This window comes from Streptomyces sp. 8N706 (genome assembly GCF_052245415.1).
Classification (GTDB): domain Bacteria; phylum Actinomycetota; class Actinomycetes; order Streptomycetales; family Streptomycetaceae; genus Streptomyces.
The window spans coordinates 18,057-41,059 of sequence record NZ_JBQQBW010000064.1 but is presented as its reverse complement, the minus strand read 5'-3'; the positions used below and the strand labels follow the sequence as shown (position 1 = coordinate 41,059).

The following is a 23,003-nucleotide window of genomic DNA, read 5'->3' as shown; positions in this document are numbered from 1 at the left end:
GGTGGTGGGGGGGGGGGGGGGGGTCATGGGCCCCCCCGCCCCCCGTGGCCGGACAGGGACCCGGCCGGGTCAGACCTCCAGCAGAACCGTGAACGGGCCGTCGTTCGTGAGCGAGACCTTCATATCCGCTCCGAAGCGGCCCGTTTCCACGTGCGCGCCCAGAGCCCGCAGCTGCGCGACGACCTCGTCGACGAGCGGCTCGGCGATCTCACCGGGCGCCGCCGCGTTCCAGGTGGGCCGGCGGCCCTTCCGGGCATCACCGTAGAGAGTGAACTGCGAAATCACCAGGAGGGGTGCATCGAGGTCCGAACAGGACTTCTCGCCTTCCAGGATGCGTACGGACCATAGCTTGCGGGCCAGTTGGGCGGCTTTGGCCACGGTGTCCTCATGGGTGACCCCGACCAGCACACACAGGCCCTGGCCGACGATCTCGCCGACCGTGTCGCCGTCCACGACGACCTTCGCCCCGTTCACTCTCTGCACCACAGCACGCATACGGACCATGATGCCCTGCACCCGTCCGGGTCCCATCGGGTGCGGTGCCGATGCACGTGCACCTCGCACAGTGGCACGATGCTCACAGGCGGTGCGCACGTCGGTGACCTGGCGCCGCACCGGACGAGGGGACGGATGACCCATGAGCACACCTGACACCGGGCAGACACCCGGTCCCGTACCGACAGCCCGTACGACCACCACCACCCGCCCGCCGACGCAGAGGACGGCATCCCTGCCGGACGTGCCGCGCCACGAGCTGCGGGAGCTACGGCTTCCCGAACTGCGGGCGCTGCGCCGTGAGTCGCAGCAGGAGGAGGCCGATCTGAGCTATGTACGGCGGCTGCTGCAGGGGCGGATCGACATCCTCGGCGCCGAGCAGGAGAGGCGTGCCGCACCCGAGTCGCCCGTCGTGGACCGGCTCGGGGAGATCCTCGCCGACGGGCCCTCCCGGAACCGCTCGGCCCGCCATGTGACGCTGGGCACCCCGCACAGCGAGGAGTACCGGCAGTTGGCCGAGGACATGCTGTCCGAGGTCGAGCTGTCGGATCTCGACTCCCGTACGGACGAGGAGTTGCACGGCGCGATGGGGCGGCTCGCCCGCTGCGAGCAGCAGGTGTCGCGGCGGCGGCAGCAGCTCCAGCGCACGGCGGACGACTGCAGCGCCGAGATCGCCCGCCGGTACCGCGCGGGCGAGGCCCAGGTGGACGATCTGCTCGCATGACCCACGGCGGCGGACGGCCGCGCACACCGTCGTCCGGATGCCGAGGGCGTTCGTCCGGCACCGGCCGGGACGGCCCGCAAATAATTCGAACGACCGGATGGGGCGGTCTCGCCTAGCGTGGCCGGTATGAGCCTCGACATCCGTACGATCACCGGCTCCGATCTGCCGGACTGGGTGCGCGCCCTGTCGACCGGTTTTCTGCGCTCACCGGAGATCTCCGACGAGGAGATCGAGATACGGCATGCGGGCCTGATCATGGACCGCACCCAGGGAGTGTTCGACGCGGGGCGGTGCGTCGGCACGTACCGCAGCTTCCCGCAGGAGATCACGGCGCCCGGCGGCGCGGCCCTGACGGCCAACGCGGTCAGCAATGTGAGCGTTTCGCCCACGCACCGCCGGCGGGGGCTGCTCAGCCGGATGATGGCGGAGGACCAGGCGCGGGCGAAGGAGCGGGGCGATGTCCTGTCCACCCTGATCGCCGCGGAGTACCCGATCTACGGGCGGTACGGCTTCGGCCCGGCGGCCTGGGTCTCCGAGTGGGAGGTCGACGTGGCGCGGGCCGGCCTGGACCCACGCTGGTCGGGCCCGGACGACGGCGGCCGGGTGGACCTCGTCGACGGCCCCGACGTCCGGAAGACGGGCCCGGAGCTGCATGAGCGGCTGCGCGCCGCACAGCACGGCGCGGTCGACCGCGACGAGCGCTGGTGGCTCCGGAACACGGGCGAGGTCCGTATGCCCTCCGAGACGTGGCGGGAGCCCTTCTACGCGGTCTACCGCTCGGCGGCCGGCGGCCGGGTCGACGGCCTGCTCAGCTATGTCCCGGACGACCGGTGGGATGCCAAGCGGCCGCACTGCCGGGCAACGGTCACCGGCCTGATCGCGGCCACCCCGGCCGCGGAGCGCGCGCTGTGGCACTTCCTGCTGTCGGCCGACTGGATCACCACGGTCGTCTCCGGCCTCCGCGCCCCCGACGACCTCCTCCCCCTGCTGCTGCCCGACCCCCGGGCGGCGCGGCTGACCACCCATGCGGACTTTCTCTGGATCAAGCTCCTGGACATCCCGCGCGCCCTGGAGTCCCGTACCTACCCGGCCCCGGGCTCCCTGGTCCTCGATGTGCACGACCCCGCGGGACTCTCGGCCGGCCGCTTCCGGCTGGACGCCTCTCCGGAGGGGGCGTCATGCACCGCGACCACGGAGTCGGCCGATCTGTCGCTGGGCGTCGGCGACTTGGGAGCGCTCTACCTCGGCGACGAGTCGGCGGTCCGGCTGACGGCGCTGGGCCGTGTGGCGGAGGAACGCCCGGGGGCCTCAGCGCTCGCGGACACGCTGCTGCGGACTCCCCGCCGTCCATGGTGCCCGGACGTCTTCTGACGGGAAACCGCCGCCGGTTCCGACGGACAGCGACCAGCGGCGGGGCCGTCGGGAGTCGCTGATCCGTCTGCGCGACGCGGCCCGGCTCGGGTAATGTTGCCGGCTCCGGTACGTACCGAGGAGGTGAGACCCATTACCGCTGTCACAGGCTGGGTGCTCTCACCTCACGGCTGTACGGTCCACCGGGCATAGGTGACCGCGAGAGTTCCCTTCGGCATCCCGGAAGGCTCTCATGTCGGTTTCCCCCTCACCTCTCGCTCCCTCCACCGTCGTCACCAGGCTGCGCGCCGCCGGCTGTGTCTTCGCCGAGGACGAGGCGCGACTGCTCATCTCCGCGGCACGCACGCCGGACGGCCTCGACGCCATGGTGGAGCGGCGCGCCGCCGGTCTGCCACTCGAACACGTCCTGGGCTGGGCGCAGTTCTGCGGCCTGCGGATCGCCGTCGACGCCCGGGTCTTCGTACCCCGCGTCCGCACCGAGTTCCTCGTCCGTGAGGCCGCCGCACTCGCCCCGCCACGAGCGGCCGTCGTCCTCGACCTGTGCTGCGGCGCGGGTGCGGTGGGCGCCGCGCTGGCCGCGTGCCTGGACCGGGCTCAGCTGCACGCCGTCGACATCGACCCCGCCGCGGTACGGTGCGCCCGCCGCAACGTCGCCGCCGCCGGCGGCCAGGTGTACGAAGGCGACCTCTACGCACCGCTGCCCGCCGCGCTGCGGGGCCGGGTCGACGTCCTCGTCGCCAACGCGCCCTACGTACCGACCGAGGAGATCGGGCTCCTGCCCCCGGAGGCCCGCATCCACGAAGCGCGGGTGGCGCTCGACGGCGGCGCGGACGGGGTGGACGTCCAGCGGCGGGTGGCCGCCGAGGCGCCCCTGTGGCTGGCGCCGGGCGGCCATCTGCTGGTCGAGACGAGCGAACGCCAGGCGCCGCGGACCGTCGAGGCCTTCGCCCGCAACGGACTGATACCGCGGGTGGCCGCGTCCGACGAACTGGACGCCACGGTCGTCATCGGCACCAGGCCCGCCGGGACGCACCTGGAGGAAAACGCCCCGTGCCCACCACCGGAGACCCGATGACTCGGGCTGTCCGTGGCGGGCGAGCCCGGGGCACACCGGGACCACGGGTCCCGTCCGACGGGTGGTCAGGAGCCGGGGGCACGGCGCGCCCCCGGTTCGTTCCCGGTACGCGGAACCGGGGGGACAGCCCCAGCGGAGGGGTCCACTGATCGGTGGACGGGAAGTACAACCGGACGGTGCTGTCGTGAACGGGCCTGGCCAGCAAGGCTTTCCGTATGAACGAGCTACCTGTGCGCGCCGCCCGCTGGAGCGCCCTGCACCCCTGGCGCGCGATCATCGGATGGCTGCTTTTCGTGGTTCTGTGTCTGGGAGCCGGCATCGCGGTCGGCACCAACAGCGCGACCACCGACGACTACCGGGTCGGTGAGGCCGGCCGGGCCGAGGCGATGGCGGCCGAGGGGCATCTGGAGCGCAAACCTGTCGAGCAGGTGCTGATCTCCGCCAGGTCCGGCGTACCGGCCGGCGCCGCGGCGGCCGCGGCCGCCCGGGATCTCACCGCCCGGATGGCGAAGCTGCCCGAGGTCGGGAGCGTGGCCGCCCCCCGTACGTCGAGGAGCGGTGAGGTCCTCCTGGTCGAAGTCACCATGCGGGGCCCGGAGCTGGTGGGCAAGAAGAACGTCGACGCGCTCCGCGCACAGACCGCGGCAGTGCAGAGGAACCATCCGGACCTGCGGGTGGAGGAGACCGGCAGCCCCTCGGTCGGCAAGGGCGTGGACGCCCAGCGCGACAGCGATCTGGCGCTCTCCGAAGCGATCACCCTGCCGGTCACCCTGATCACGCTGCTGATCGTGTTCGGTTCCGTGGTCATGGCCGGAGTGCCGCTGCTGCTGGCCCTCTCCTCGATCGCCGCGGCCATGGGTCTTTCGATGGTGGTCTCGCACCTCTCCCCCGACGCGGGAGTCGGAAACAACGTCATCCTGCTGATCGGCCTGGCCGTCGGTGTCGACTACTCGCTCTTCTATCTCAAGCGGGAGCGGGAGGAACGGGCGCGCTCCGGCGGCCGGCTCGGTTCCGAAGCCCTGGTGGAGCTTGCCGCGGCGACCTCGGGGCGGGCGATCGTCGTCTCCGGGCTCGCGGTCGTCGTCTCCACGGCGACGCTGTATCTGGCGTCCGATGTCATCTTCTCCTCGCTGGCCACCGGCACGATCGTCGTCGTCCTGGTCGCCGTGGCCAGTTCGCTGACCGTACTGCCCGCGCTGCTGGTGAAGATCGGGCAGCGCTCCGAGCGCCGTGCGGCGCGCGGAGAGCGCGGCACGCCCGGTACGCGCAAACCCCGACCGGTACGGAGGACCGGGACCGGCCGGGTGTGGAGTGCCCTGATGCGGCCCGCGAGCAAGCACCCGGCGATCACCCTGTGCGTCTCGGTGCTGGTCATGCTCGGTCTCGCCGCCCCGGTGGCGGGGTTGAAGCTCACGGAGATGAGCCGGGACACCCACTCGCGCGACATTCCCGCCATGCGGACGTACGACCGGCTGCACCAGGCATTCCCGGAGTTGCGGGTCACGCATCAGGTCGTCGTACGCGGTGCGCCCGACCGTGCCCGCGAGGTGGCCGGGGCGCTGCGGGAGCTCGGTCGGCGCGCGGAGGCCGACCCGCTGTTCACCGGCCGTCCGCGGCAGCGGACGTCGGCCGACGGAAGGGTCGCCGTGCTGGAGCTGTCCGTGCCGCACCGGGGCAACTCCGACGAGGCGCGGGCATCCCTCGCCCGTCTGAGGGACCACTACGTGCCCGCCACCGTCGGCCGGATACCCGGGGTCGAGCAAGGGGTGACCGGGGACGTCGCCCGCTACGCCGACTACCCCGCCCACCAGGCGGGCAAGCTGCCGCTGGTCGTCGGGGCCCTGTTGCTGGTCACCTTCGCCATGACGGTGCTGGCGTTCCGCTCGGTGGTGCTCGGACTGATCGGCGTCGTGCTCAATCTGCTCTCCGCCGCGGCAGCGCTCGGGCTGCTGGTCCTGGTCTTCCAGGGCGAGTGGGCCGAGGGCCTGCTGGATTTCCACTCCACGGGGTCGATCGGCTCACGGGTGCCGCTGTTCCTGTTCGTGATCCTCTTCGGGCTCTCGATGGACTACCAGGTGTTCGTGGTGAGCCGGATCAGAGAGGCGGCACTGCGCGGCGTCCCCACGCGGAAGGCCGTACTCGACGGGATCGGCAGCTCGGCGAGCGTGGTGACCAGTGCCGCCGTCGTGATGGTCACGGTCTTCGCCGCCTTCGTCTTCCTGCATCTGATCGAGATGAAGCAGATCGGCTTCAGTCTCGCGGTGGCCGTGTTCCTCGACGCCTTCATCATCCGGATCATGATCCTGCCGTCGGCCATGCTGCTGCTGGGCCAGGCGAGTTGGTGGCCCTCGCGGGCGATACGGCGGGCGGGGAGGGGGACAGTACGGCGTCGGCGTGCGGCTGAGCGGAAGCCGGCGGTCGACGTACCGTGAGCCGTATGAATCCATGGTCGAGGGCCGGCAGCCGCCAGAACTCCTTCAGCGGCCCGGCTCTCGGCAGGCCCGCCGACCCTTTCTGGGGCAGGACGCTGCGCCAGTGGAACGTGGTCTGCTGGGTGCTGTTCGGTGCGATGTCCCTCGGGCTCGCCGCGATGGACCGTCCCGGCGGCAGCAAGTACTGGGCGCTGGCGATGCTGGGCTGTGTGGTGCTCTGTTACGCGGTCCTCGAACGGTTCCCGGACAATCCCGTGCTGGGTCCGCACACCTATCTGGGGGTGCTCGTCCTCGGGCTCGGCGGACTCGCGTATCTGCGCAGCGGCTATGCGGCGCTGTTCGTGGTGACGCTGCCGCACTTCTGGTTGTTCGGCCGGACCCTGCGCGCTTCGATGGTCTTCATCGGGCTCGCCACCGTTGCGTCGCTGACGGGCAGTTGGCTGCGGCAGGGCTGGAGTGCGGAGTTCTTCAGTTCCACGCTCGTCTCCACCCTCGTCGTGGTGGCCGCGGGCGTGTTGATGGGGCTGTGGGTGCACGCGGTCGTCGAGCAGAGCCATGAACGCGCCCGGCTGATCGTCGAGCTGGAGCGTACGCAGCTTCAGCTGTCCGAGGCGCACCAGCGGCAGGGCGCCGTGGAGGAGCGGGAACGTATGGCGCGGGAGATCCATGACACGCTCGCACAGGGATTCGCGTCGATCATCGTGCTCGCCGAAGCCGCGCGGGCGGGGCTCGACACCGATACGGGCAGAAGCGCACAGCAGTTGCGTTCGATCGAGCGCACGGCGCGCGAAAACCTCGCCGAGGCACGCGTTTTGGTCGGCTCCGCTCAGCAGAGCCAGGCGGCGGGCTCGGTGGCCCGGACGCTGCGCAGGACCCTGGACCGGTTCACCGAGGACACCGGGCTCACGGTCGTCGCGGAACTGACGGACATCGTGTGCGACCAGCAGACCCGTATCGCGCTGCTGCGTTGCACCCAGGAGTCGCTGGCCAACGTCAGCAAGCACGCGGCGGCCTCCACGGTGGGCGTCGTCCTCACCCGGCAGCCGTTCGGTGTCGAACTGGAGATCACCGATGACGGGCGCGGCTTCCGGGTCGGCCGGTCTCCGGGATTCGGCCTCGACGGGATGCGGAAGCGCCTCGCCGAGCTGGGCGGACGGCTCACCGTGACCAGCTCGGTCGGCGACGGCACGCGCATTCTGGCGATGATTCCCACGGAGAGCGTGGACGACCCACGGGCGGGCGGCCCACAGAGCCCACCGAACGCGGAACGGGACACGCGGAGCACGCGGGGCGCACCGGGTGCGGAGAGCGCGAGGGGCGGCACGGACGGCCCGCCGAGGGAGGTGACGGCATGAGGAGCGAGAAGCTCCGCATCATCGTGGTGGACGACCATTCGGTGATGCGCGCCGGTGTCATCGCCCTGCTCGCCTCGGAGCCCACCATCGAGATCGTCGGAGAGGCGGACGACGGCCGCCCGGCCCTCGAGCTCGTCGACCGGTACGAGCCCGATGTCGCCCTGATCGACCTGCGGATGCCGCATCTGGACGGGGTCGCGACCACGACCGAGATCGTCGCCCGGCATCCGCGGACCCGGGTGCTGATCCTGACGACGTACGACACCGATGCCGAGATCGAGCGGGGGGTCGAAGCCGGCGCGATCGGCTATCTGCTCAAGGACACCACCCGTGACCAGCTCGTCGACGCCATCCATGCCGCGGCTCGCGGCGAGACCGTGCTGGCACCGCGCGTGGCCGAGAGGCTGGTCGCCCGGATGCGGCAGCCCGCGCAGGCCCCACTGACCGGCCGGGAGACCGATGTGCTGAACGCGGTGGCGGATGGGCTCACCAATGCCGAGATCGGCAGACGGCTCGTCATCGCGGAAGCCACGGTGAAGACCCATCTGCTCCGGCTCTTCGCCAAGCTCGATGTGAACGACCGGACCCGGGCCGTGGTCGTCGCGCTCGAACGGGGCCTGCTGCGCCGCCCGTCGTAGCGCGTCAGCCGCCCTCGGAGCGCTGCGGTGGTGGCGGGCCTCGGAGCGCGGCGGCGGTGGCGGCCACTGTCGGAGTCGCCGGCCTCCTCGGCCGGTCGAGGCGCCGTCACCGTGCGGCGGCAAGGGCCGGCCCTCCACCTCGTCGAAGACCGGAAACCCTGCGAGGATCCCGGTCTGTGCCTCGTAGCGGTAGATGTCACCGCCGACGGCGGCCGAATTGGGACTCGGCTCCGGCTTCTCAGCGCTATCTGTCACCAGATGCGCGAGCTTGTTGTCACCAGCGCCTCTTTCGCAGCCCGGTTGTCACCACGTCGATGTGGGCGCAAGCCGGTGACCTGGAACATCGCACGAACCCGGACCCGGATCCCGGCGAACGGTCGTGCGGTGACAGTTCGCGCTGTGAGGTGACTGTTGTCGCTGCGAGGCACATGGTCGGCAACACACCGGTTACACCACTTCTGCAAGCGCCTGCTTGCAAAAGTTAGCGCGCGTGAGGCAGCATCGGGGCATGGCTTCACTCAACGTCGGCAACCTCGGCGAGTTCCTGCGGGACCAGCGGCGCAACGCGCAGCTGTCGCTCCGGCAGCTCGCCGACGCCGCCGGGGTGTCGAATCCCTATCTGAGCCAGATCGAGCGCGGTCTGCGCAAGCCGAGCGCCGAGATCCTCCAGCAGCTGGCCAAGGCGCTGCGGATCTCCGCCGAGACCTTGTACGTGCAGGCCGGGATCCTCGACGAGAAGGACCGGGACGGGCTCGAGGTGCAGAGCGCGATACTCACCGACCCGACGATCAACGAGCGGCAGAAGCAGGTGCTGCTGCAGATCTACGAGTCCTTCCGCAAGGAGAACGGGCTCGTGACGGACGACGAAGCCACCAAACCTTCGAACTGATCCGGGAGGACCATCTCCATGGCCATCACCGACGACCTGCGCAAGACCCTCACCGACCCGACCCCCCTCTACGCCGCCGCCGGTACCGCCGACCTCGCGGCCGAGAAGCTCAGGGAGGTCCCGGCGCTGATCGAGAAGTTCCGCGCCGAGGCCCCCGAGCGCATCGCAGCCGTACGGTCCACCGACCCCCGGGCCGTGCAGGAGCGGGTGACCAAGCAGGCCAAGGAGGCCCAGGTCACCGTACAGAGCAAGGTCAACGAGGTGCTGGGCACCCTCGACACGGACCTCAAGAAGATCGGCCAGACCGCGCAGGACTTCGCCCTGCAGGGTGTCGGGCGGGCCGCCGAGTACGCGGTCAAGGCCCGTGAGACCTACGACGAGCTCGCCGAGCGCGGTCAGCGCGCCGTGAAGACCTGGCGCGGCGACGCCGCCGAGGAGATCACCGAGATCGCCGTCGCGGTCGAGCCCCGGACCGAGCCGGAGCAGCCGTCCGAAGCGGCCCAGCGGCCGGAGCCCACCGTCGGCTCCGTGGTGGAGGCCGAGAAGGACAAGGCCGGCCAGGCCAAGAAGCCCGCGCCGCGCAAGACGACCACCGCGAAGAAGCCCGCCCCGAAGCCGGGCGAGTGAACGCACGTACGGACGGGCCGGGCACGCACTGCGTGCCCGGCCCGTTGTACGGGTACGGTGTCGGCGAGACACTCGCTCGACAGACTCTCTAGGTGGTGGACGGCGTGTTGTTGCAGGGGTTCAACGAGGTGCTGGGGTGGCTGTCCCTTGCCCTCTTCCTCTTCACCTTGTTCGCCTTCGTGGACTCCGCCGTGCGCCGCGAGGACGCCTATCGCGCCGCCGGCAAGCAGACGAAGCCCTTCTGGCTGATCATCCTCGGTCTGGCGAGCCTGGTCAGCCTGATCTTCGGGATCATGTCGTTCCTGCCGATCATCGGGCTGATCGCCACCATCGTGTACATCGTGGATGTCCGGCCCGCGCTCAGGCAGATCTCGGGCGGCGGCCGGAGCCGCCGCGGCAGCAGCTCGGACGGTCCGTACGGGCCGTACAACGGCGGCCGCTGAGCCACCGTCCGTCCCGGGCCGCGGACGACCGGCCTCAGGCCGGTCAGGCACCTGGCCCCGCCCCGACTGCGGCCGCTGAGCCATGGGGCGGCCCGACCCCACGGCGCACCTGGCCCCGCCCCGACTGCGGCCGCTGAGCCATGGGGGCCACGTCCCCACGGCGCACAGCCTGTTTCCGGGACCCACCCGAACCTGGCGCGGCAGGGCCACCGAGCGAACCGCGCACACCGGGCCTCACCCGGCCACCGAGCCCCCACGCGAACCGCGCACGCCGGGCCTCATCCGGCCAGCGAGCCCAGCCGAACCGCGCGCCCGCCAGGCGCCACCCGGCCACCGAGCCTCAGAGAAATTCCCGCCGACGCACAGCCGAGCCCCGTCGCCCCGCAGCCGAACCCTCCTGGGCGCAGCCGGGCCCTGCGCGGGCGCGACGCTCAGCACTGCCCCCGGTCCAGCAGCAGGACTGCCACGTCGTCCGTCAGCTCGCCGCCATTGAGCGACCGCACCTCGGTCACGGCCGCGTCCAGCAGGTCCTCGCCCCGCAGCCCCTCGGCCAGCTGCCGCGCGACCATCTCGGTCATGCCGTCCTGGCCCAGCCGCTGCGTTCCCTGCCCGATCCGGCCCTCGATCAGGCCGTCGGTGTACATCATCAGGCTCCAGGCCCCGCCCAGCTCCACCTGGCGGCGGGGCCAGCGGGCGCGCGGCAGCAGGCCGAGCGCCGGGCCCCCGTCCTCGAACGGCATCAGCTGCGGCGGCCGGCCGGCGCGCGCCAGCAGCGGCGAGGGGTGCCCGGCCAGGCACAGCCCGGCCCGACGGCCGTCCGGCGCGATGTCCACGGTGCAGAGCGTGGCGAAGATCTCCTCGTCCGCCCGCTCGTTCTCCAGGACCTTCTGCAGGGTGCCCAGCAGCTCGTCGCCGCAGAGACCCGCGAAGGTCAGCGCCCGCCAGGCGATCCGCAGCTCGACCCCGAGCGCGGCCTCGTCCGGGCCGTGCCCGCAGACGTCGCCGATCATGGCGTGAACCGTGCCGTCCGGCGTACGGACCGTGTCGTAGAAGTCCCCGCCCAGCAGCGCACGGCTGCGGCCGGGCCGGTAACGGGCGGCGAACCGGAGGTCGGACCCGTCCAGCAGTGGCTTGGGCAGGAGCCCCCGCTCCAGCCGGGAGTTCTCCTGTCCGCGCAGCCTCGACTCGGTCAGCTGCCGCTGCGCGACATCGGCGCGTTTGCGCTCGACGGCGTAGCGCATGGCGCGGTTCAGCAGCCGTCCGTCCAGCTCGTCGCGGAAGAGGTAGTCCTGGGCGCCGACCCGTACGGCCTCGGCGCCCCGCTCGGCGTCGGCCACGGCGGTCAGCGCGAGCACCGCGGTGCTGGGGGCGAGCCGCAGGACATGGCGCAGCGTGTCCAGCTCGTCACCGGACTCCTGGCCGGGGACGTCCAGGGCCAGGTCGAGCAGGATGCAGTTCACATCGTCGGTGAGCAGCCGCTCCGCCTCGGTGAGGTTACGGGCGGTACGGATACGGACTCGCTTGCCCTCGGCGTCCAGCATCTCCGGGATGGTGAGCGGAACGGCCGGGTGGTCCTCGATCACCAGCAGCGTCAGCCCGGCGCCGTTCGCCGCCTCAGGGGCAGGCGTGGGCGCGGGCCGGGACAGGGCCATGTCCGCCGGTCCGGCGCTGTCCACCGGCCCGGCCTGGTGCGGCACAGGCACTGTCGGCCGCCCCTCCTCGGTGCGTGCCGAGAGGTCAGCCGGAGCACCTCCCGCAACAAGGGACTTCCCCTGCTGCGGTACGGGTACGGGCATTGCTCTGTTTCCTTCCCTCCCCCCGAGGGCGCGGCGGCCGCCGATCGGCATACCGCCAGGCCCGGAGCGCGCATGGTCTGGTCAGGTTCGGAAGCTGCGCCGGGCACTGTCAGGCGACCATAGCGGTAGCCGACGCCGGAGTGGAATGCCGTAACGAGATCCGCCAGCGTCATATGCCCCTCCGTACTGGGCTTTTGACCGGAAGCGGGACAATAGGGGAATGACGAACATCACGCTGATCATGGGCGACATCACCGAGCAGTCCGTCGACGCGGTGGTGAACGCCGCGAACAGCTCCCTGCTGGGCGGCGGCGGTGTGGACGGCGCCATTCACCGCAAGGGAGGGCCCGAGATCCTCGCGGAGTGCCGCGTGTTGCGTGCGGCACAGTACGGCGGCGGCCTCCCGGCCGGGCAGGCCGTGGCGACGACCGCGGGACGGCTGCCGGCCCGCTGGGTGATCCACACCGTGGGTCCTGTGTGGTCGGACACGGAGGACCGCTCGGACACCCTCGCCTCCTGCTACCGCGAGTCCCTGCGCGTCGCCGACGAGCTCGGGGCCCGTACGGTCGCCTTCCCCGCCATCTCGACGGGCGTCTACCGCTGGCCGCTCGCCGACGCCGCGCGCATCGCGCTCTCCACGGTCCTCGCCGCACACCCGGAGACCGTGGCCGAAGGCCGTTTCGTCCTCTTCGGCCAGGACGCCTACGACGTGTTCGCCGACACCCTGCGCGCGCTGTCCGCTCCCTGAGAACCGTTCAGAACTGACGCACCGTCAAGGAATATTGGCTTGAACATCACTTGTCAGGGCGTACGACACCCAGGATCCGCATCGACCCCGCCCCGGCGAGCGTGACCTGCCGCCCCGGCCTCGGCGCGTGGACGATGGCGCCGTCGCCGACGTACATCCCCACATGACCGGCGTCCTGGTGATAGATGATCAGGTCACCCGGCCGCATGTCCTCGATGTCCACCCGGGGCAGCTGACGCCACTGCTCCTGCGAGGTCCTCGGGATGGCCCGGCCCGCGGCCAGCCACGCCTGCGAGGTCAGCCCCGAGCAGTCGTACGTCTTCGGGCCCTCCGCCCCCCACTCGTAGTCCTTGCCGATCTGGCGGGTCGCGTACGCGATCGCCTTCCTGCCGCGCTCCGAGGCCTTGCCGCCGGCCTTGTCCAGCACACCGGAGCCGAGCCACTTCGCCTGCGCCTTGCGCGCGGCCTCGTCCTCGAGCTCGCGCAGCCGCTCCAGCTCCTCGCGCTGGAGCGTGGACTCCAGCTCCCTCACCGCCGCGAGCCGGGCCTTGACCTGCTTCTTCGCCGCGGCCTTCCGCTTGCGGTTCTCCTCGAGCTTCCGCCACTGCTCGTTCGCTGACTTCGCATAGCCGTCCAGGTCCCTCTGCGTGGCGGCCAGCGTGGTCATCAAGCCCTTCGTCGCCTGATGGCCCTTACGGGCGAGGCGCGCGTCCCTGAGGAAGTCCCCGGGATCGTCGTTGAGGAGAAGCCGGGCCTCGTCGGGCAGGCTGCCGGCGCGGTACTGGGCGCGCGCCAGTGCGCCCGCCTGGGTCCTGAGGCGGTCCATCCGCTTCTGGGCGTCGGCGATCGACCGGGCGATGCGCACGATCTCCTGGGACTGCTTCTCCGACGCGCTGCGAGCCCTGTTGTACGCCTCGGTGGCGGCCTCCGCCCTGCGGTACAGACCGTCCATCTCCTTGCGGACCTCTTCGAGACTCCGGTCCGTCCTGGGCTCGGGCTCCGCGGGGGCCGCGTACGCCGCTCCGGGCGCCAGGAGGGAACTCACGCCGCACACCAGCGCCGCCGCCGTGACGACCGTCCCGCGCCCCACCCTGCGAACCCCCACCGTCCCGACCCCCTGCCGCGTCACCGGCCACCGTCCTTTCCTCATCCACCAGTTGGTCCCGACAAGCTGTCTCCCCCGGCGCGGATGGTGCCACGCCTCCCCGCAATCCGACAGAGGTACGAGGACCCCGTGAGGTTCCGGTTGTCCGCCGGTGAGCCCGTGCGACGGCGCCCCACGCGAACGCGCTCCCCACGCACCGGCGCCCCCACGGACGAGGCCCCGCCCGTCGGGGCCCGCACCCGTACAGTCGCCCCGTGGCCGACACGCAGGGGCGGGCGGGGCCCGACAACGCGCGATGCGATGTGAGCGGGATCACACTGAAGCTGTACGGCGAGCGGGGCGCATCCCCCAGGACATCCCGCGCCAGCAGGCAGGACCACCCCGTTTCCGGTCGCCGCACCGATGGACGAGGTTCACCTTGCGTTCACTTGGGCCCGTCGCTCGATTCACTTCATCTGCCTAATTTCAGCCGTAGCCGGTGAGCGTGCAGCGCCGGTGGATGCAGAACCACACACCTCGTCTTCGCCGTCCGCCGGCGGGCTTCAGGAAGGAACACTCGAAGGTGAAGCTTCAGCGTAAGAACGGCCGCGGTCTGCGAGCCCTGACCGTCGGCGCCGTCGCGGTCTCCGGTGCCCTCGTCCTCACCGCCTGCGGTTCGGACGACAACACCAAGAACGGTGGCGCCGACACCAAGGCGGCAAGCAACATCAAGTGCGACGGCAAGGGCCAGCTGCTCGCGTCCGGCTCCTCGGCGCAGAAGAACGCCATCGACGCCTGGGTCCAGAACTATGCGACGGCCTGCAAGGACGTGCAGCTGAACTACAAGGACATCGGCTCCGGTGGCGGCATCACCGAGTTCCTCCAGGGCTCGACCGCCTTCGCAGGCTCCGACTCCGCGCTGAAGCCGGAGGAGGTCGCCCAGTCGAAGAAGGTCTGCAAGGGCGGCCAGGGCATCAACCTGCCGATGCTCGGCGGCCCCGTCGCCATCACCTACAACGTCTCCGGTGTGGACAACCTCGTCCTCGACGGTCCGACCATCGCCAAGATCTTCGACTCGAAGATCAAGAAGTGGAACGACCCGGCGATCAAGAAGCTCAACCCGGACGCCAAGCTGCCGTCCACCGAGATCCAGGCCTTCCACCGCTCGGATGAGTCCGGCACCACCCAGAACCTGGGCAAGTACCTGAACAAGGCCGCCGGCAGCGACTGGAAGTACGAGGCGGAGAAGTCCTGGCCGGCCAAGGGCGGCCAGTCCGCGAGCGGCTCCTCCGGCGTCGCCTCCCAGGTCAAGCAGACCGACGGCGCGATCGGCTACGCCGAGCTGTCGTACGCGACCTCGCAGAACATCAACACCGTGAAGGTCGACACCGGCGCCGCCAAGCCCGTCGAGGCGACCGCCGAGAACGCCTCCAAGGCCATCGCGGCCGCCAAGGTCGTCGGCAAGGGCAAGGACCTCGCCCTGGAACTCGACTACGGGACCAAGGCCGAGGGCGCGTACCCGATCATCCTGGTGACCTACGAGGTCGCCTGCGACAAGGGCAACAAGGCCGAGACCCTCGACGCCGTGAAGTCCTTCCTGACCTACACCGCCAGCGAGGACGGCCAGAAGATCCTCCCGGAGAAGGGCTACGCCCCGCTGCCGGCCGAGATCGCGACCAAGGTCCGCGAGACCGTGCCGACCCTTTCCTGATCCGAGCGACCGGCCCCGCCCACCATCACCGGGCGGGGCCGGTCGTCCCGGGTCTCCACCCATCCGGTGCACCGCCGCCAGGGGACATCCCCCAACCAGACCGGAGCAATCCATGGACATATCTCCCACCGCGACAGCCCCACCGCCATCGCCGTCCCCCGCCACCAAGGGCAGGGCCACCCGCCCCGGAGACCGGGTCTTCCTCGGTCTCTCCCGTGGTTCCGGCGTTCTGCTGCTGGTCATCATGGCGGCCATCGCGGTCTTTCTGACGTACCGCGCCTATCTGGCGATCTCGAAGGACGAGGCCAACTTCCTCACCGCCTTCGAGTGGAACCCGGCGGGGAGCCCGCCGGAGTTCGGTATCGCGATCCTCGCCTACGGCACGGTCGTGAGCTCGATCATCGCCATGGTCATCGCCGTCCCCGTCGCGGTCGGCATCGCACTGTTCGTCTCGCACTACGCACCGCGCAAGCTGGCCTCTCCGCTGGCGTACGTCATCGACCTGCTCGCCGCGGTCCCCAGCATCATCTACGGCCTCTGGGGCGCCCTCGTCCTGGTGCCGTACCTCGACGGCATGAACGCCTGGCTCAACGACTACCTGGGCTGGACGTACATCTTCCAGAAGGAGGGCGCCGGCCCCGCCCGCTCGCTCTTCACCGTCGGCATCCTGCTGGCCGTCATGATCCTCCCGGTCATCACCAACGTCACCCGTGAGGTCTTCCTCCAGGTGCCGAAGATGCACGAGGAGGCGGCCCTGGCCCTCGGTGCCACGCGCTGGGAGGTCATCCGTATGTCGGTGCTGCCCTTCGGGCGCTCCGGCATCATCAGCGCCTCGATGCTCGGCCTCGGCCGAGCGCTCGGCGAGACGATGGCCGTGGCCACCGTGCTGTCCCCGAGCTTCCTCTTCTCCGGCCATCTGCTGGACCCCGGCGGCGGCACGTTCGCCCAGAACATCGCGGCGAAGTTCAACGAGGCCGACGACTACGGCCGGGACGCGCTGATCGCCTCCGGCCTGGTGCTGTTCGTCATCACGCTGCTGGTCAACGGCGCGGCCCGGCTGATCATCGCCCGCCGCAAGGAGTACTCGGGGGCCAACGCATGAGCAACGTCATCACGGTCGCCGGGCTCCCGGCGGGCAACACGAGCCGCCGGTGCGGCGGCGCGAAGGGAACGGGGGCAGCGGCATGAGCAACGCCGTCATGGACAAGCGTCCGGTCACGGATGCACCACGTCCGGCCGCCCTGTCGCACGCACGGCTCCCGCGCTGGGCACCGGCAGGTATCGCCGTCGTCTCGGTGGCCCTCGGCTGCGGCATCGGCCTCGCGGCCGGCTGGCAGAGCAGGGTCCAGTGGGGCCTGATCTCCGCGATCATCTTCGTCCTCGGCACCTACGGGATCACCTCGGCCGTCGAGGGCCGCCGCCAGGCGAGGGACCGGGTCGCCACCAGCCTCATCTGGGTGTCCTTCGTCGTCGCGATCGTCCCCCTGGTCTCGCTGGCGTGGACCACCGTCGTCCGCGGCTCGAAGGTGCTGGACGGCGCGTTCCTCAGCCACTCCATGGCCGGACTCGCCAACACCGACGAGGGCGGCGGTGTCTACCACGCCATCCTGGGCACCCTCGAACAGGTCGGCATCGCGACGCTGATCGCCGCTCCGATCGGTCTGCTCACGGCGATCTACCTGGTCGAGTACGGCCGCGGAAAGCTGGCGCAGGCGGTCACGTTCTTCGTGGACGTCATGACGGGCATCCCGTCGATCGTCGCGGGTCTGTTCATCCTGTCCACCTGGGTGCTGACCTTCAACATGGGCTTCTCCGGCTTCGCCGGCGCGCTGGCCCTGGCGATCCTGATGATGCCGGTGGTCGTGCGCTCGACCGAGGAGATGCTCAAGCTCGTTCCGAACGAGCTGCGCGAGGCGTCCCTCGCCCTGGGCGTGCCGAAGTGGCGGACCATCCTCAAGGTGGTGCTGCCGACCGCGATCGGCGGTATCACCACGGGCGTGATGCTCGCCGTCGCACGTATCGCCGGTGAGACCGCCCCTGTCCTGCTGCTGGTGTTCGGTAACGCGTTCATCAACAACGATCCGTTCAGCGGAGCCCAGTCCTCGCTCCCGCTCTACGTGTTCGAGCAGTACCGGATCGGTACCGACGCCTCCTTCGACCGCGCATGGGCGGCCGCGCTCGTCCTGATCGCGTTCGTCATGATCCTCAATCTGGTGGCCCGCGGCATTGCCCGCTGGAAGGCCCCGAAGACCGGCCGCTGAGGCCACAGAAAAGAAGTGATTCACATGGCCAAGCGCATCGACGTCAGCGGCCTCACCGCGTACTACGGCAACCACAGGGCCATCGAGGACATCTCGATGACCGTCGAGCCCCGCTCCGTGACCGCCTTCATCGGCCCGTCCGGCTGCGGCAAGTCCACCTTCCTCCGCACCCTCAACCGGATGCACGAGGTGACCCCCGGCGGCCGCGTCGAGGGCAAGGTGATGCTGGACGACGAGAACCTCTACGCCTCCGGGGTGGACCCCGTCGCCGTACGCCGTACGGTCGGCATGGTCTTCCAGCGCCCGAACCCGTTCCCGACCATGTCGATCTACGACAACGTCGCTGCGGGCCTCCGGCTCAACGGCTCGTACAAGAAGCGCGAGCTCGACGCCGTCGTGGAGAAGTCCCTCAAGGGCGCCAACCTCTGGAACGAGGTCAAGGACCGTCTGAACAAGCCCGGCTCCGGTCTCTCCGGCGGCCAGCAGCAGCGTCTGTGCATAGCCCGTGCGATCGCGGTGGAGCCGCAGGTCCTGCTGATGGACGAGCCCTGCTCGGCCCTGGACCCGATTTCGACCCTGGCGATCGAGGACCTGATCGGCGAGCTGAAGGAGCGCTTCACGATCGTCATCGTGACGCACAACATGCAGCAGGCGGCCCGTGTCTCGGACCGCACCGCCTTCTTCAACCTGGCCGCCGTCGGCCAGCCCGGCAAGCTCGTCGAGATCGACGAGACCGAGCGGATCTTCTCCAACCCGTCCGTGCAGGCGACGGAGGACTACATCTCCGGCCGCTTCGGCTGATGGATCTGGAGACCTGACCGTCCTGCGGTGCTGCATGGCGGTGCCACCGCAAGACGAAGGGCCCGCCCCTGGCTCCCGGGGGCGGGCCCATCCATGTGTATGTCCTGTCGTCCGGGTCCCGGGGCGGACCGGTCCGCGTTCTCCGGCATCGGCGCCCGGCTCTGCTGGGCCAGGGCTCCGCTCGCGCTCGCGCTGCGGGGGCCCGCCACTCCGGTCGGCACCGAGCCCGACTGCCACCCCGTGCCGTCCGCGGCTCGACTGCGGCCCTGCTGAGGGGCCCGTCCGGGCCGAGCCTGCCGCGCTCCGCAAGCCTGCCGGGCTCCGCCGGGGCCTACCCGGACTCCGCCGAGACGCGGCGGCCGTCAGCCGAAGGCCAGCTCCACGATCCAGTAGCAGAGCGCGGCGACCAGCGCCGCCGCGGGCATGGTGATGAACCAGCCGGCGACGATGTTCTTGGCGACACCCCACCGCACGGCGTTGATCCGCTTGGTGGCGCCCACGCCCATGATCGCGGACGTGATGACATGCGTGGTCGAGATCGGCGCGTGGAACATGAAGGACGCGGTGTACATGACCGACGCCGCGGTCGTCTCGGCGGCGAAGCCCTGCGGCGGGTCCAGCTCGATGATCCGTCGGCCGAGGGTCCGCATGATGCGCCAGCCGCCGGCGTACGTACCGAGCGACAGCATCAGCGCGCAGGCGATTTTGACCCAGACCGGAATCGCGTCGCCCTGCCCCTGGACATCCGCGATGGTCAGCGCCATCACGACGATACCCATCGTCTTCTGGGCGTCCTGGAGGCCGTGACCGAGCGCCATGCCCGCCGCCGAGACGGTCTGGGCTATGCGGAAGCCCCGCTTGGCCTTGTGCGGATTGGCCTTCCGGAACATCCAGAGGATGGCGACCATCACGAGATAACCGAGCACCAGTCCCACCAGCGGGGACAGGAACATCGGAATGACGATCTTCTCGACCACCCCGGTCCAGATGACCTCGGTGCCGCCGGCGAGCGCCGCGCCCACCATGCCGCCGAACAGCGCGTGGCTGGAGGAGGAGGGCAGACCGAAGTACCAGGTGACGAGGTTCCAGACGATCGCACCGACCAGTGCGGCGAAGAGGATCCCCATCCCCGACCGCCCGGTCGGGGTCTCGATCAGCCCTTCACTGACGGTCTTGGCGACCCCGCTCCCCAGGAAGGCGCCAGCGAGGTTCATCACCGCAGCCATGGCCAGCGCGGCCCGCGGGGTCAGCGCCCGTGTCGAGACGGAGGTCGCGATGGCGTTCGCGGAGTCGTGGAAGCCATTGGTGTACGTGAAGAAGAGCGCGACCCCGATGGTCACGACAAGAGCGAAGGTGTCCACCTCGGGTCAGGACTCCTTGACCGCGATGGTCTCGACGGTGTTGGCCACATGCTCGAAGGCGTCCGCCGCCTCCTCCAGCACGTCCACGATCTGCTTCAGCTTGAGGACCTCGATGGCCTCGTACTTGCCGTTGAAGAGCTGGGCGAGGAGCTTGCGGTGGATCTGGTCCGCCTGGTTCTCGAGGCGGTTCACCTCGATCCAGTACTCGGTGAGGTTCTCCATCGTCCGCAGGTGCGGCATGGCCTCGGCGGTCAGCTCCGCGGCCCGCGAGAGGACCTCGATCTGCTGCTCGACACCCTTCGGCAGCTCCTCGACCTGGTACAGAACGACCAGATCGACGGCCTCCTCCATGAAGTCCATGATGTCGTCGAGCGACGAGGCCAGCTTGTAGATGTCCTCGCGGTCGAACGGTGTGATGAAGGAGGAGTTCAGCTGGTGAAAGATCGCATGGGTCGCGTCGTCACCCGCGTGCTCCGCTGCCCGCATCCGGTCGGAGATCTCGGCCCGGGCGGAGGGGTCAGCCCCGAGCAGTTCCATCAGGAGCTTCGAGCCCGTGACGATGTTGTCCGCGGACGCGGCGAACATGTCGTAGAAGCTCGTCTCCCTGGGGGTCAGACGAAAGCGCACGTGGGGTCCTCGGGATGCATCGGATTCGGTCAGGGTGATGCTAGGCGCATCATCCGGCCACGGCTAACCGGAGTTCCCTCAGTGTCGCCCATCGAAGAGAGTGGTCAGCAGGGCCCCCCGGCACCCTGTCGCGACATTCGGTAACATATACCCACCAGGGGTATAAGCCATGGCAACTGCCATCCCAGTGGACAACGGGAGGACCCCATGACGACCACCGAGGCCGCCGCCTGCCACACCCCGGAGTCCGAGCCCCCCAGGGACACCGGCCCGCATGGCTACACCCAGCAGAAGGACCAGCACCTCAAGCGGCTGCGCCGGATCGAAGGCCAGATCCGGGGCTTGCAGCGCATGGTCGACGAGGACGTGTACTGCATCGACATACTCACCCAGGTGTCGGCCAGCACCAAGGCTCTGCAGTCCTTCGCCCTCCAACTGCTGGAAGAGCATCTGCGGCACTGTGTGGCCAGCGCGGCGGTGGAGAGCGCCGCCGCCGACGGGTCGGCGGAGGACGGCAGGGAGATCGACGAGAAAGTGACGGAAGCCACAGCGGCCATCGCGCGACTGCTGAGGACATAGCGGTCGCCGCGGGCGGCGGAACGTCGGATTTCAGCCACCACCCGGGGCGGGGGCGACCGTCCAACGCCGGCGGCGGGTTGGCGGGTGGTGACCGTCCCATGTCCGGTGGCGGATGGCGACCGTCAGCCGGAGCTGCGTCGTCGTCTGCCAGTGGGGGGCAGCATCTCATCGGGACGGTCCCCCGCCACCATGAGTACCTCGTCGATACGGTCCGAGCTGAGCCGTTCCTCGTCCGCGGCCGATGCCGCGATCATCAACTCACCGCACAGCTCGATCTCGGCGAGGGCCACGTGGTCCTGGACCGTCGAACCGCAGGACATCACCACGTGCGTCACCTCCTCTGACGAGCATCGCCTGTGTCACCCACCCCTGGGCATGCACACCCCAGAGTAGGGACCCGTACACAGCGCGCGCATGGCACGGACGGACCATTTCCCCGGGCCCGATCGACCCCCTGCCCCTGCCACGCACCCTTACACCCGCCTCTTCGCCCGCCGCTCGTCTCCGGGCTCTTCGCTCGCCGCACGCGCTCTCTCCCCCATGCCTCCGTGGCAGCCTGCCGTCATGCCGTCATGCCGTCGTCGCGCCCGGCAGCCATGCCGCCGGGATGCCCTGCCGCTCATGCCCCCCGGATGCCCTGCCGCTACGCCTCCGGGACCGCGATCTTCCCGGCGTAGATATCACGCTCGGCCGGCAGTTCGACATCCACCCAGGACCCGAACCCGTAGAGCACGGTCGTCGACACGACTTCCGTACCGGCCGTGCCGCTGCCGTTGGAGAAGGTGAACCGGTGGCGGACCTTCCGGAGCCGTCCCTGTTCGTCGAGGTAGGCATCGAACGGCACGGCGTCCTCGGAGAATCCCCTCGCGGCGGCCTCCAGGGCCCCGCGCGCATGCGGCGAGGCGGCCTTCGCGGCACGCTCGATATCCGCCGTCCCACGGTAGTGCAGCACCCTCGCCCCGTCCTCGGCGGCCGTCTCCTCACCGGCATACTCCACCTGCCGCGCCCCGCGCAGCAGTTCCGCCGCGGACAGCGGATCGGTCGCCCCGCCCGTCACCAGATTCCCGTCGGCCAGCGCCGTGGTGTCCACCCGCACCCACTTGTCGGGGGGTACGCCCGCGCCCCGGTCCTTCATATACAGCGCACCGGGGGAGAGGAGTTCGGTGACCGGCCGGTGCTCCTCGTCTCCTGCCGCGTCCTGCGGCAGCACGACCCGGAGACGCCCGATCCGTCTGCCGTAGTCGAAGGCGCCCCTGCCGCGGATGGTGACCCGGGTGCCACCGGTGGCCGTCTCCATGGACGTCCGGGCCCGGGAGCTGCCGGACCGTACGAGGACGTCGGCGGCGCGGTGAACGGCAGCGGCGGCGGACTCGCTGCCTCCCCCGCCCTCGTCGGCGGGGCCGCGCTCGTCGGCGGCCGCGCCCATGCCCGAACAGCCGGTCGTCACCAGGCCGACCAGCAAGCTGCCCACGGCGGCGACGGCGCCGCCCCGTCCTCTGTGCCGCTGCACCACCATCGCCGCGTACCCCCAGAAAGACCCAGCCGGATTGAGCTGGTCCGAAGCTCTTTCCGCTTAACGACGCTCCCGGGGGGCCCGTCACGGCCGGTACGGTGGACCGGTGCGCCAGACAGCCCACAGCAACGACCCCGCACGCGGCGAGCGGCACCACACCCGCACCGACGAGCGGGGCTCCTTCAGCATCGCTCGGTGCTCCTGCGGCTGGGCGGGTCCGGCGCGGCGCGCCCGCGCGAGAGCCCGCGAGGACGCGGCCGCACATGAGCTGCCGCGCATGAGCTGACGGCGTAGGCGCCCCGGCTGCCACCGGGCGGACCTGCCACTGGACGGCCTCCCAACTGCTGCGCGCCGCCACCGAACAGGGGCACGCCGCGCTCGGCTGAGACGAGGCGGGACGGCCTGTGCCCCCACCCGGCACCAGCGGCCCCGCACAGGGCAGGGCGTCGCGGCCGAACAGCCCGTAGCCGCCA

23 protein-coding genes are annotated in these 23,003 nt (G+C 70.5%); 16 read left to right on the top strand and 7 right to left on the bottom strand.

Translation table 11 applies throughout. The features are described 5' to 3' along the window. Nucleotides 1-69: 69 nt before the first annotated feature. Nucleotides 70-495, bottom strand: a complete 426-nt coding sequence (dtd, locus tag ACTWQE_RS22315) for a D-aminoacyl-tRNA deacylase (RefSeq protein WP_443330789.1) — start codon at nucleotides 493-495, stop codon at nucleotides 70-72. 142 nt (nucleotides 496-637) lie between these two features. On the opposite strand from dtd, the gene ACTWQE_RS22310 reads away from it, so the two are divergent. The 9 genes from ACTWQE_RS22310 (at nucleotide 638) to ACTWQE_RS22270 (ending at nucleotide 10,049) form a co-directional block, all read left to right on the top strand. After that, nucleotides 638-1,219, top strand: coding sequence for an RsiG family protein (locus tag ACTWQE_RS22310; RefSeq protein WP_443330788.1), 582 nt, complete (start codon nucleotides 638-640; stop codon nucleotides 1,217-1,219). Between the two features lie 126 nt (nucleotides 1,220-1,345). Further along, nucleotides 1,346-2,590: a GNAT family N-acetyltransferase gene (locus ACTWQE_RS22305; protein WP_443330787.1), complete on the top strand. Its 1,245-nt coding sequence runs from the start codon at nucleotides 1,346-1,348 to the stop codon at nucleotides 2,588-2,590. A gap of 232 nt (nucleotides 2,591-2,822) precedes the next feature. Beyond that, a complete protein-coding gene (locus tag ACTWQE_RS22300) occupies nucleotides 2,823-3,665 on the top strand; it encodes a putative protein N(5)-glutamine methyltransferase (protein WP_443330786.1) in 843 nt (280 codons plus the stop codon). Between the two features lie 215 nt (nucleotides 3,666-3,880). After that, a complete protein-coding gene (locus tag ACTWQE_RS22295) occupies nucleotides 3,881-6,097 on the top strand; it encodes an MMPL family transporter (RefSeq protein WP_443330785.1) in 2,217 nt (738 codons plus the stop codon). A gap of 5 nt (nucleotides 6,098-6,102) precedes the next feature. After that, entirely contained in the window at nucleotides 6,103-7,452 is a 1,350-nt protein-coding gene (locus tag ACTWQE_RS22290) for a sensor histidine kinase (RefSeq protein ID WP_443330784.1), read from the top strand. Continuing rightward, nucleotides 7,449-8,090, top strand: coding sequence for a response regulator (locus tag ACTWQE_RS22285; protein ID WP_443330783.1), 642 nt, complete (start codon nucleotides 7,449-7,451; stop codon nucleotides 8,088-8,090). The genes ACTWQE_RS22290 and ACTWQE_RS22285 overlap by 4 nt, the downstream gene beginning before the upstream one ends. Nucleotides 8,091-8,598: 508 nt before the next feature. After that, nucleotides 8,599-8,979, top strand: coding sequence for a helix-turn-helix domain-containing protein (locus ACTWQE_RS22280; protein WP_443330782.1), 381 nt, complete (start codon nucleotides 8,599-8,601; stop codon nucleotides 8,977-8,979). Nucleotides 8,980-8,997: 18 nt separating this feature from the next. Then, entirely contained in the window at nucleotides 8,998-9,606 is a 609-nt protein-coding gene (locus ACTWQE_RS22275; RefSeq protein WP_443330781.1) for a hypothetical protein, read from the top strand. A gap of 104 nt (nucleotides 9,607-9,710) precedes the next feature. Further along, nucleotides 9,711-10,049 (top strand): DUF2516 family protein, encoded by a 339-nt coding sequence (locus ACTWQE_RS22270; RefSeq protein WP_443330793.1) that lies wholly within the window; start codon nucleotides 9,711-9,713, stop codon nucleotides 10,047-10,049. A 431-nt stretch (nucleotides 10,050-10,480) separates the two neighbouring features. On the opposite strand, the gene ACTWQE_RS22265 is transcribed toward ACTWQE_RS22270, so the two are convergent. Next, nucleotides 10,481-11,701: a PP2C family protein-serine/threonine phosphatase gene (locus ACTWQE_RS22265; RefSeq protein WP_443330792.1), complete on the bottom strand. Its 1,221-nt coding sequence runs from the start codon at nucleotides 11,699-11,701 to the stop codon at nucleotides 10,481-10,483. 364 nt (nucleotides 11,702-12,065) lie between these two features. Here ACTWQE_RS22265 and ACTWQE_RS22260 point away from each other — a divergent pair, with 364 nt between their 5' ends. After that, a complete protein-coding gene (locus tag ACTWQE_RS22260; RefSeq protein ID WP_443330780.1) occupies nucleotides 12,066-12,593 on the top strand; it encodes an O-acetyl-ADP-ribose deacetylase in 528 nt (175 codons plus the stop codon). Nucleotides 12,594-12,639: 46 nt separating this feature from the next. Here the strand turns inward: ACTWQE_RS22260 and ACTWQE_RS22255 are convergent, their stop codons facing one another. Continuing rightward, nucleotides 12,640-13,743, bottom strand: a complete 1,104-nt coding sequence (locus ACTWQE_RS22255; RefSeq protein ID WP_443330779.1) for a C40 family peptidase — start codon at nucleotides 13,741-13,743, stop codon at nucleotides 12,640-12,642. A 517-nt stretch (nucleotides 13,744-14,260) separates the two neighbouring features. On the opposite strand from ACTWQE_RS22255, the gene pstS reads away from it, so the two are divergent. The 4 genes from pstS to pstB all read left to right on the top strand — a co-directional run bounded on the left by pstS (nucleotide 14,261) and on the right by pstB (nucleotide 18,450). After that, a complete protein-coding gene (gene pstS / locus ACTWQE_RS22250) occupies nucleotides 14,261-15,388 on the top strand; it encodes a phosphate ABC transporter substrate-binding protein PstS (protein ID WP_443330778.1) in 1,128 nt (375 codons plus the stop codon). A 112-nt stretch (nucleotides 15,389-15,500) separates the two neighbouring features. Further along, nucleotides 15,501-16,490, top strand: a complete 990-nt coding sequence (pstC, locus tag ACTWQE_RS22245; RefSeq protein WP_443330777.1) for a phosphate ABC transporter permease subunit PstC — start codon at nucleotides 15,501-15,503, stop codon at nucleotides 16,488-16,490. Nucleotides 16,491-16,572: 82 nt separating this feature from the next. Next, a complete protein-coding gene (pstA, locus tag ACTWQE_RS22240; RefSeq protein WP_443330776.1) occupies nucleotides 16,573-17,649 on the top strand; it encodes a phosphate ABC transporter permease PstA in 1,077 nt (358 codons plus the stop codon). 24 nt (nucleotides 17,650-17,673) lie between these two features. Beyond that, the gene (pstB, locus tag ACTWQE_RS22235; RefSeq protein WP_443330775.1) at nucleotides 17,674-18,450 is read left to right on the top strand and encodes a phosphate ABC transporter ATP-binding protein PstB; all 777 of its coding nucleotides are present in this window, start codon (nucleotides 17,674-17,676) and stop codon (nucleotides 18,448-18,450) included. Between the two features lie 362 nt (nucleotides 18,451-18,812). Here the strand turns inward: pstB and ACTWQE_RS22230 are convergent, their stop codons facing one another. Next, the gene (locus ACTWQE_RS22230) at nucleotides 18,813-19,811 is read right to left on the bottom strand and encodes an inorganic phosphate transporter (RefSeq protein ID WP_443330774.1); all 999 of its coding nucleotides are present in this window, start codon (nucleotides 19,809-19,811) and stop codon (nucleotides 18,813-18,815) included. 6 nt (nucleotides 19,812-19,817) lie between these two features. Next, nucleotides 19,818-20,438, bottom strand: a complete 621-nt coding sequence (locus tag ACTWQE_RS22225; protein ID WP_443330773.1) for a DUF47 domain-containing protein — start codon at nucleotides 20,436-20,438, stop codon at nucleotides 19,818-19,820. A 207-nt stretch (nucleotides 20,439-20,645) separates the two neighbouring features. Between ACTWQE_RS22225 and ACTWQE_RS22220 the strand changes: the two genes are divergently transcribed. After that, on the top strand, nucleotides 20,646-21,017 hold the full coding sequence (locus tag ACTWQE_RS22220; RefSeq protein WP_443330772.1) for a metal-sensitive transcriptional regulator: 372 nt from the start codon (nucleotides 20,646-20,648) through the stop codon (nucleotides 21,015-21,017). 122 nt (nucleotides 21,018-21,139) lie between these two features. Here the strand turns inward: ACTWQE_RS22220 and ACTWQE_RS22215 are convergent, their stop codons facing one another. Both ACTWQE_RS22215 and ACTWQE_RS22210 read right to left on the bottom strand, forming a co-directional pair. Then, complete coding sequence (locus tag ACTWQE_RS22215; RefSeq protein WP_443330791.1) at nucleotides 21,140-21,337, bottom strand: hypothetical protein; 198 nt, start codon at nucleotides 21,335-21,337, stop codon at nucleotides 21,140-21,142. Nucleotides 21,338-21,660: 323 nt separating this feature from the next. Beyond that, a complete protein-coding gene (locus tag ACTWQE_RS22210; protein ID WP_443330771.1) occupies nucleotides 21,661-22,533 on the bottom strand; it encodes a hypothetical protein in 873 nt (290 codons plus the stop codon). A gap of 103 nt (nucleotides 22,534-22,636) precedes the next feature. Between ACTWQE_RS22210 and ACTWQE_RS22205 the strand changes: the two genes are divergently transcribed. Further along, nucleotides 22,637-22,816, top strand: coding sequence for a hypothetical protein (locus tag ACTWQE_RS22205; RefSeq protein WP_443330770.1), 180 nt, complete (start codon nucleotides 22,637-22,639; stop codon nucleotides 22,814-22,816). Nucleotides 22,817-23,003: the final 187 nt, after the last annotated feature.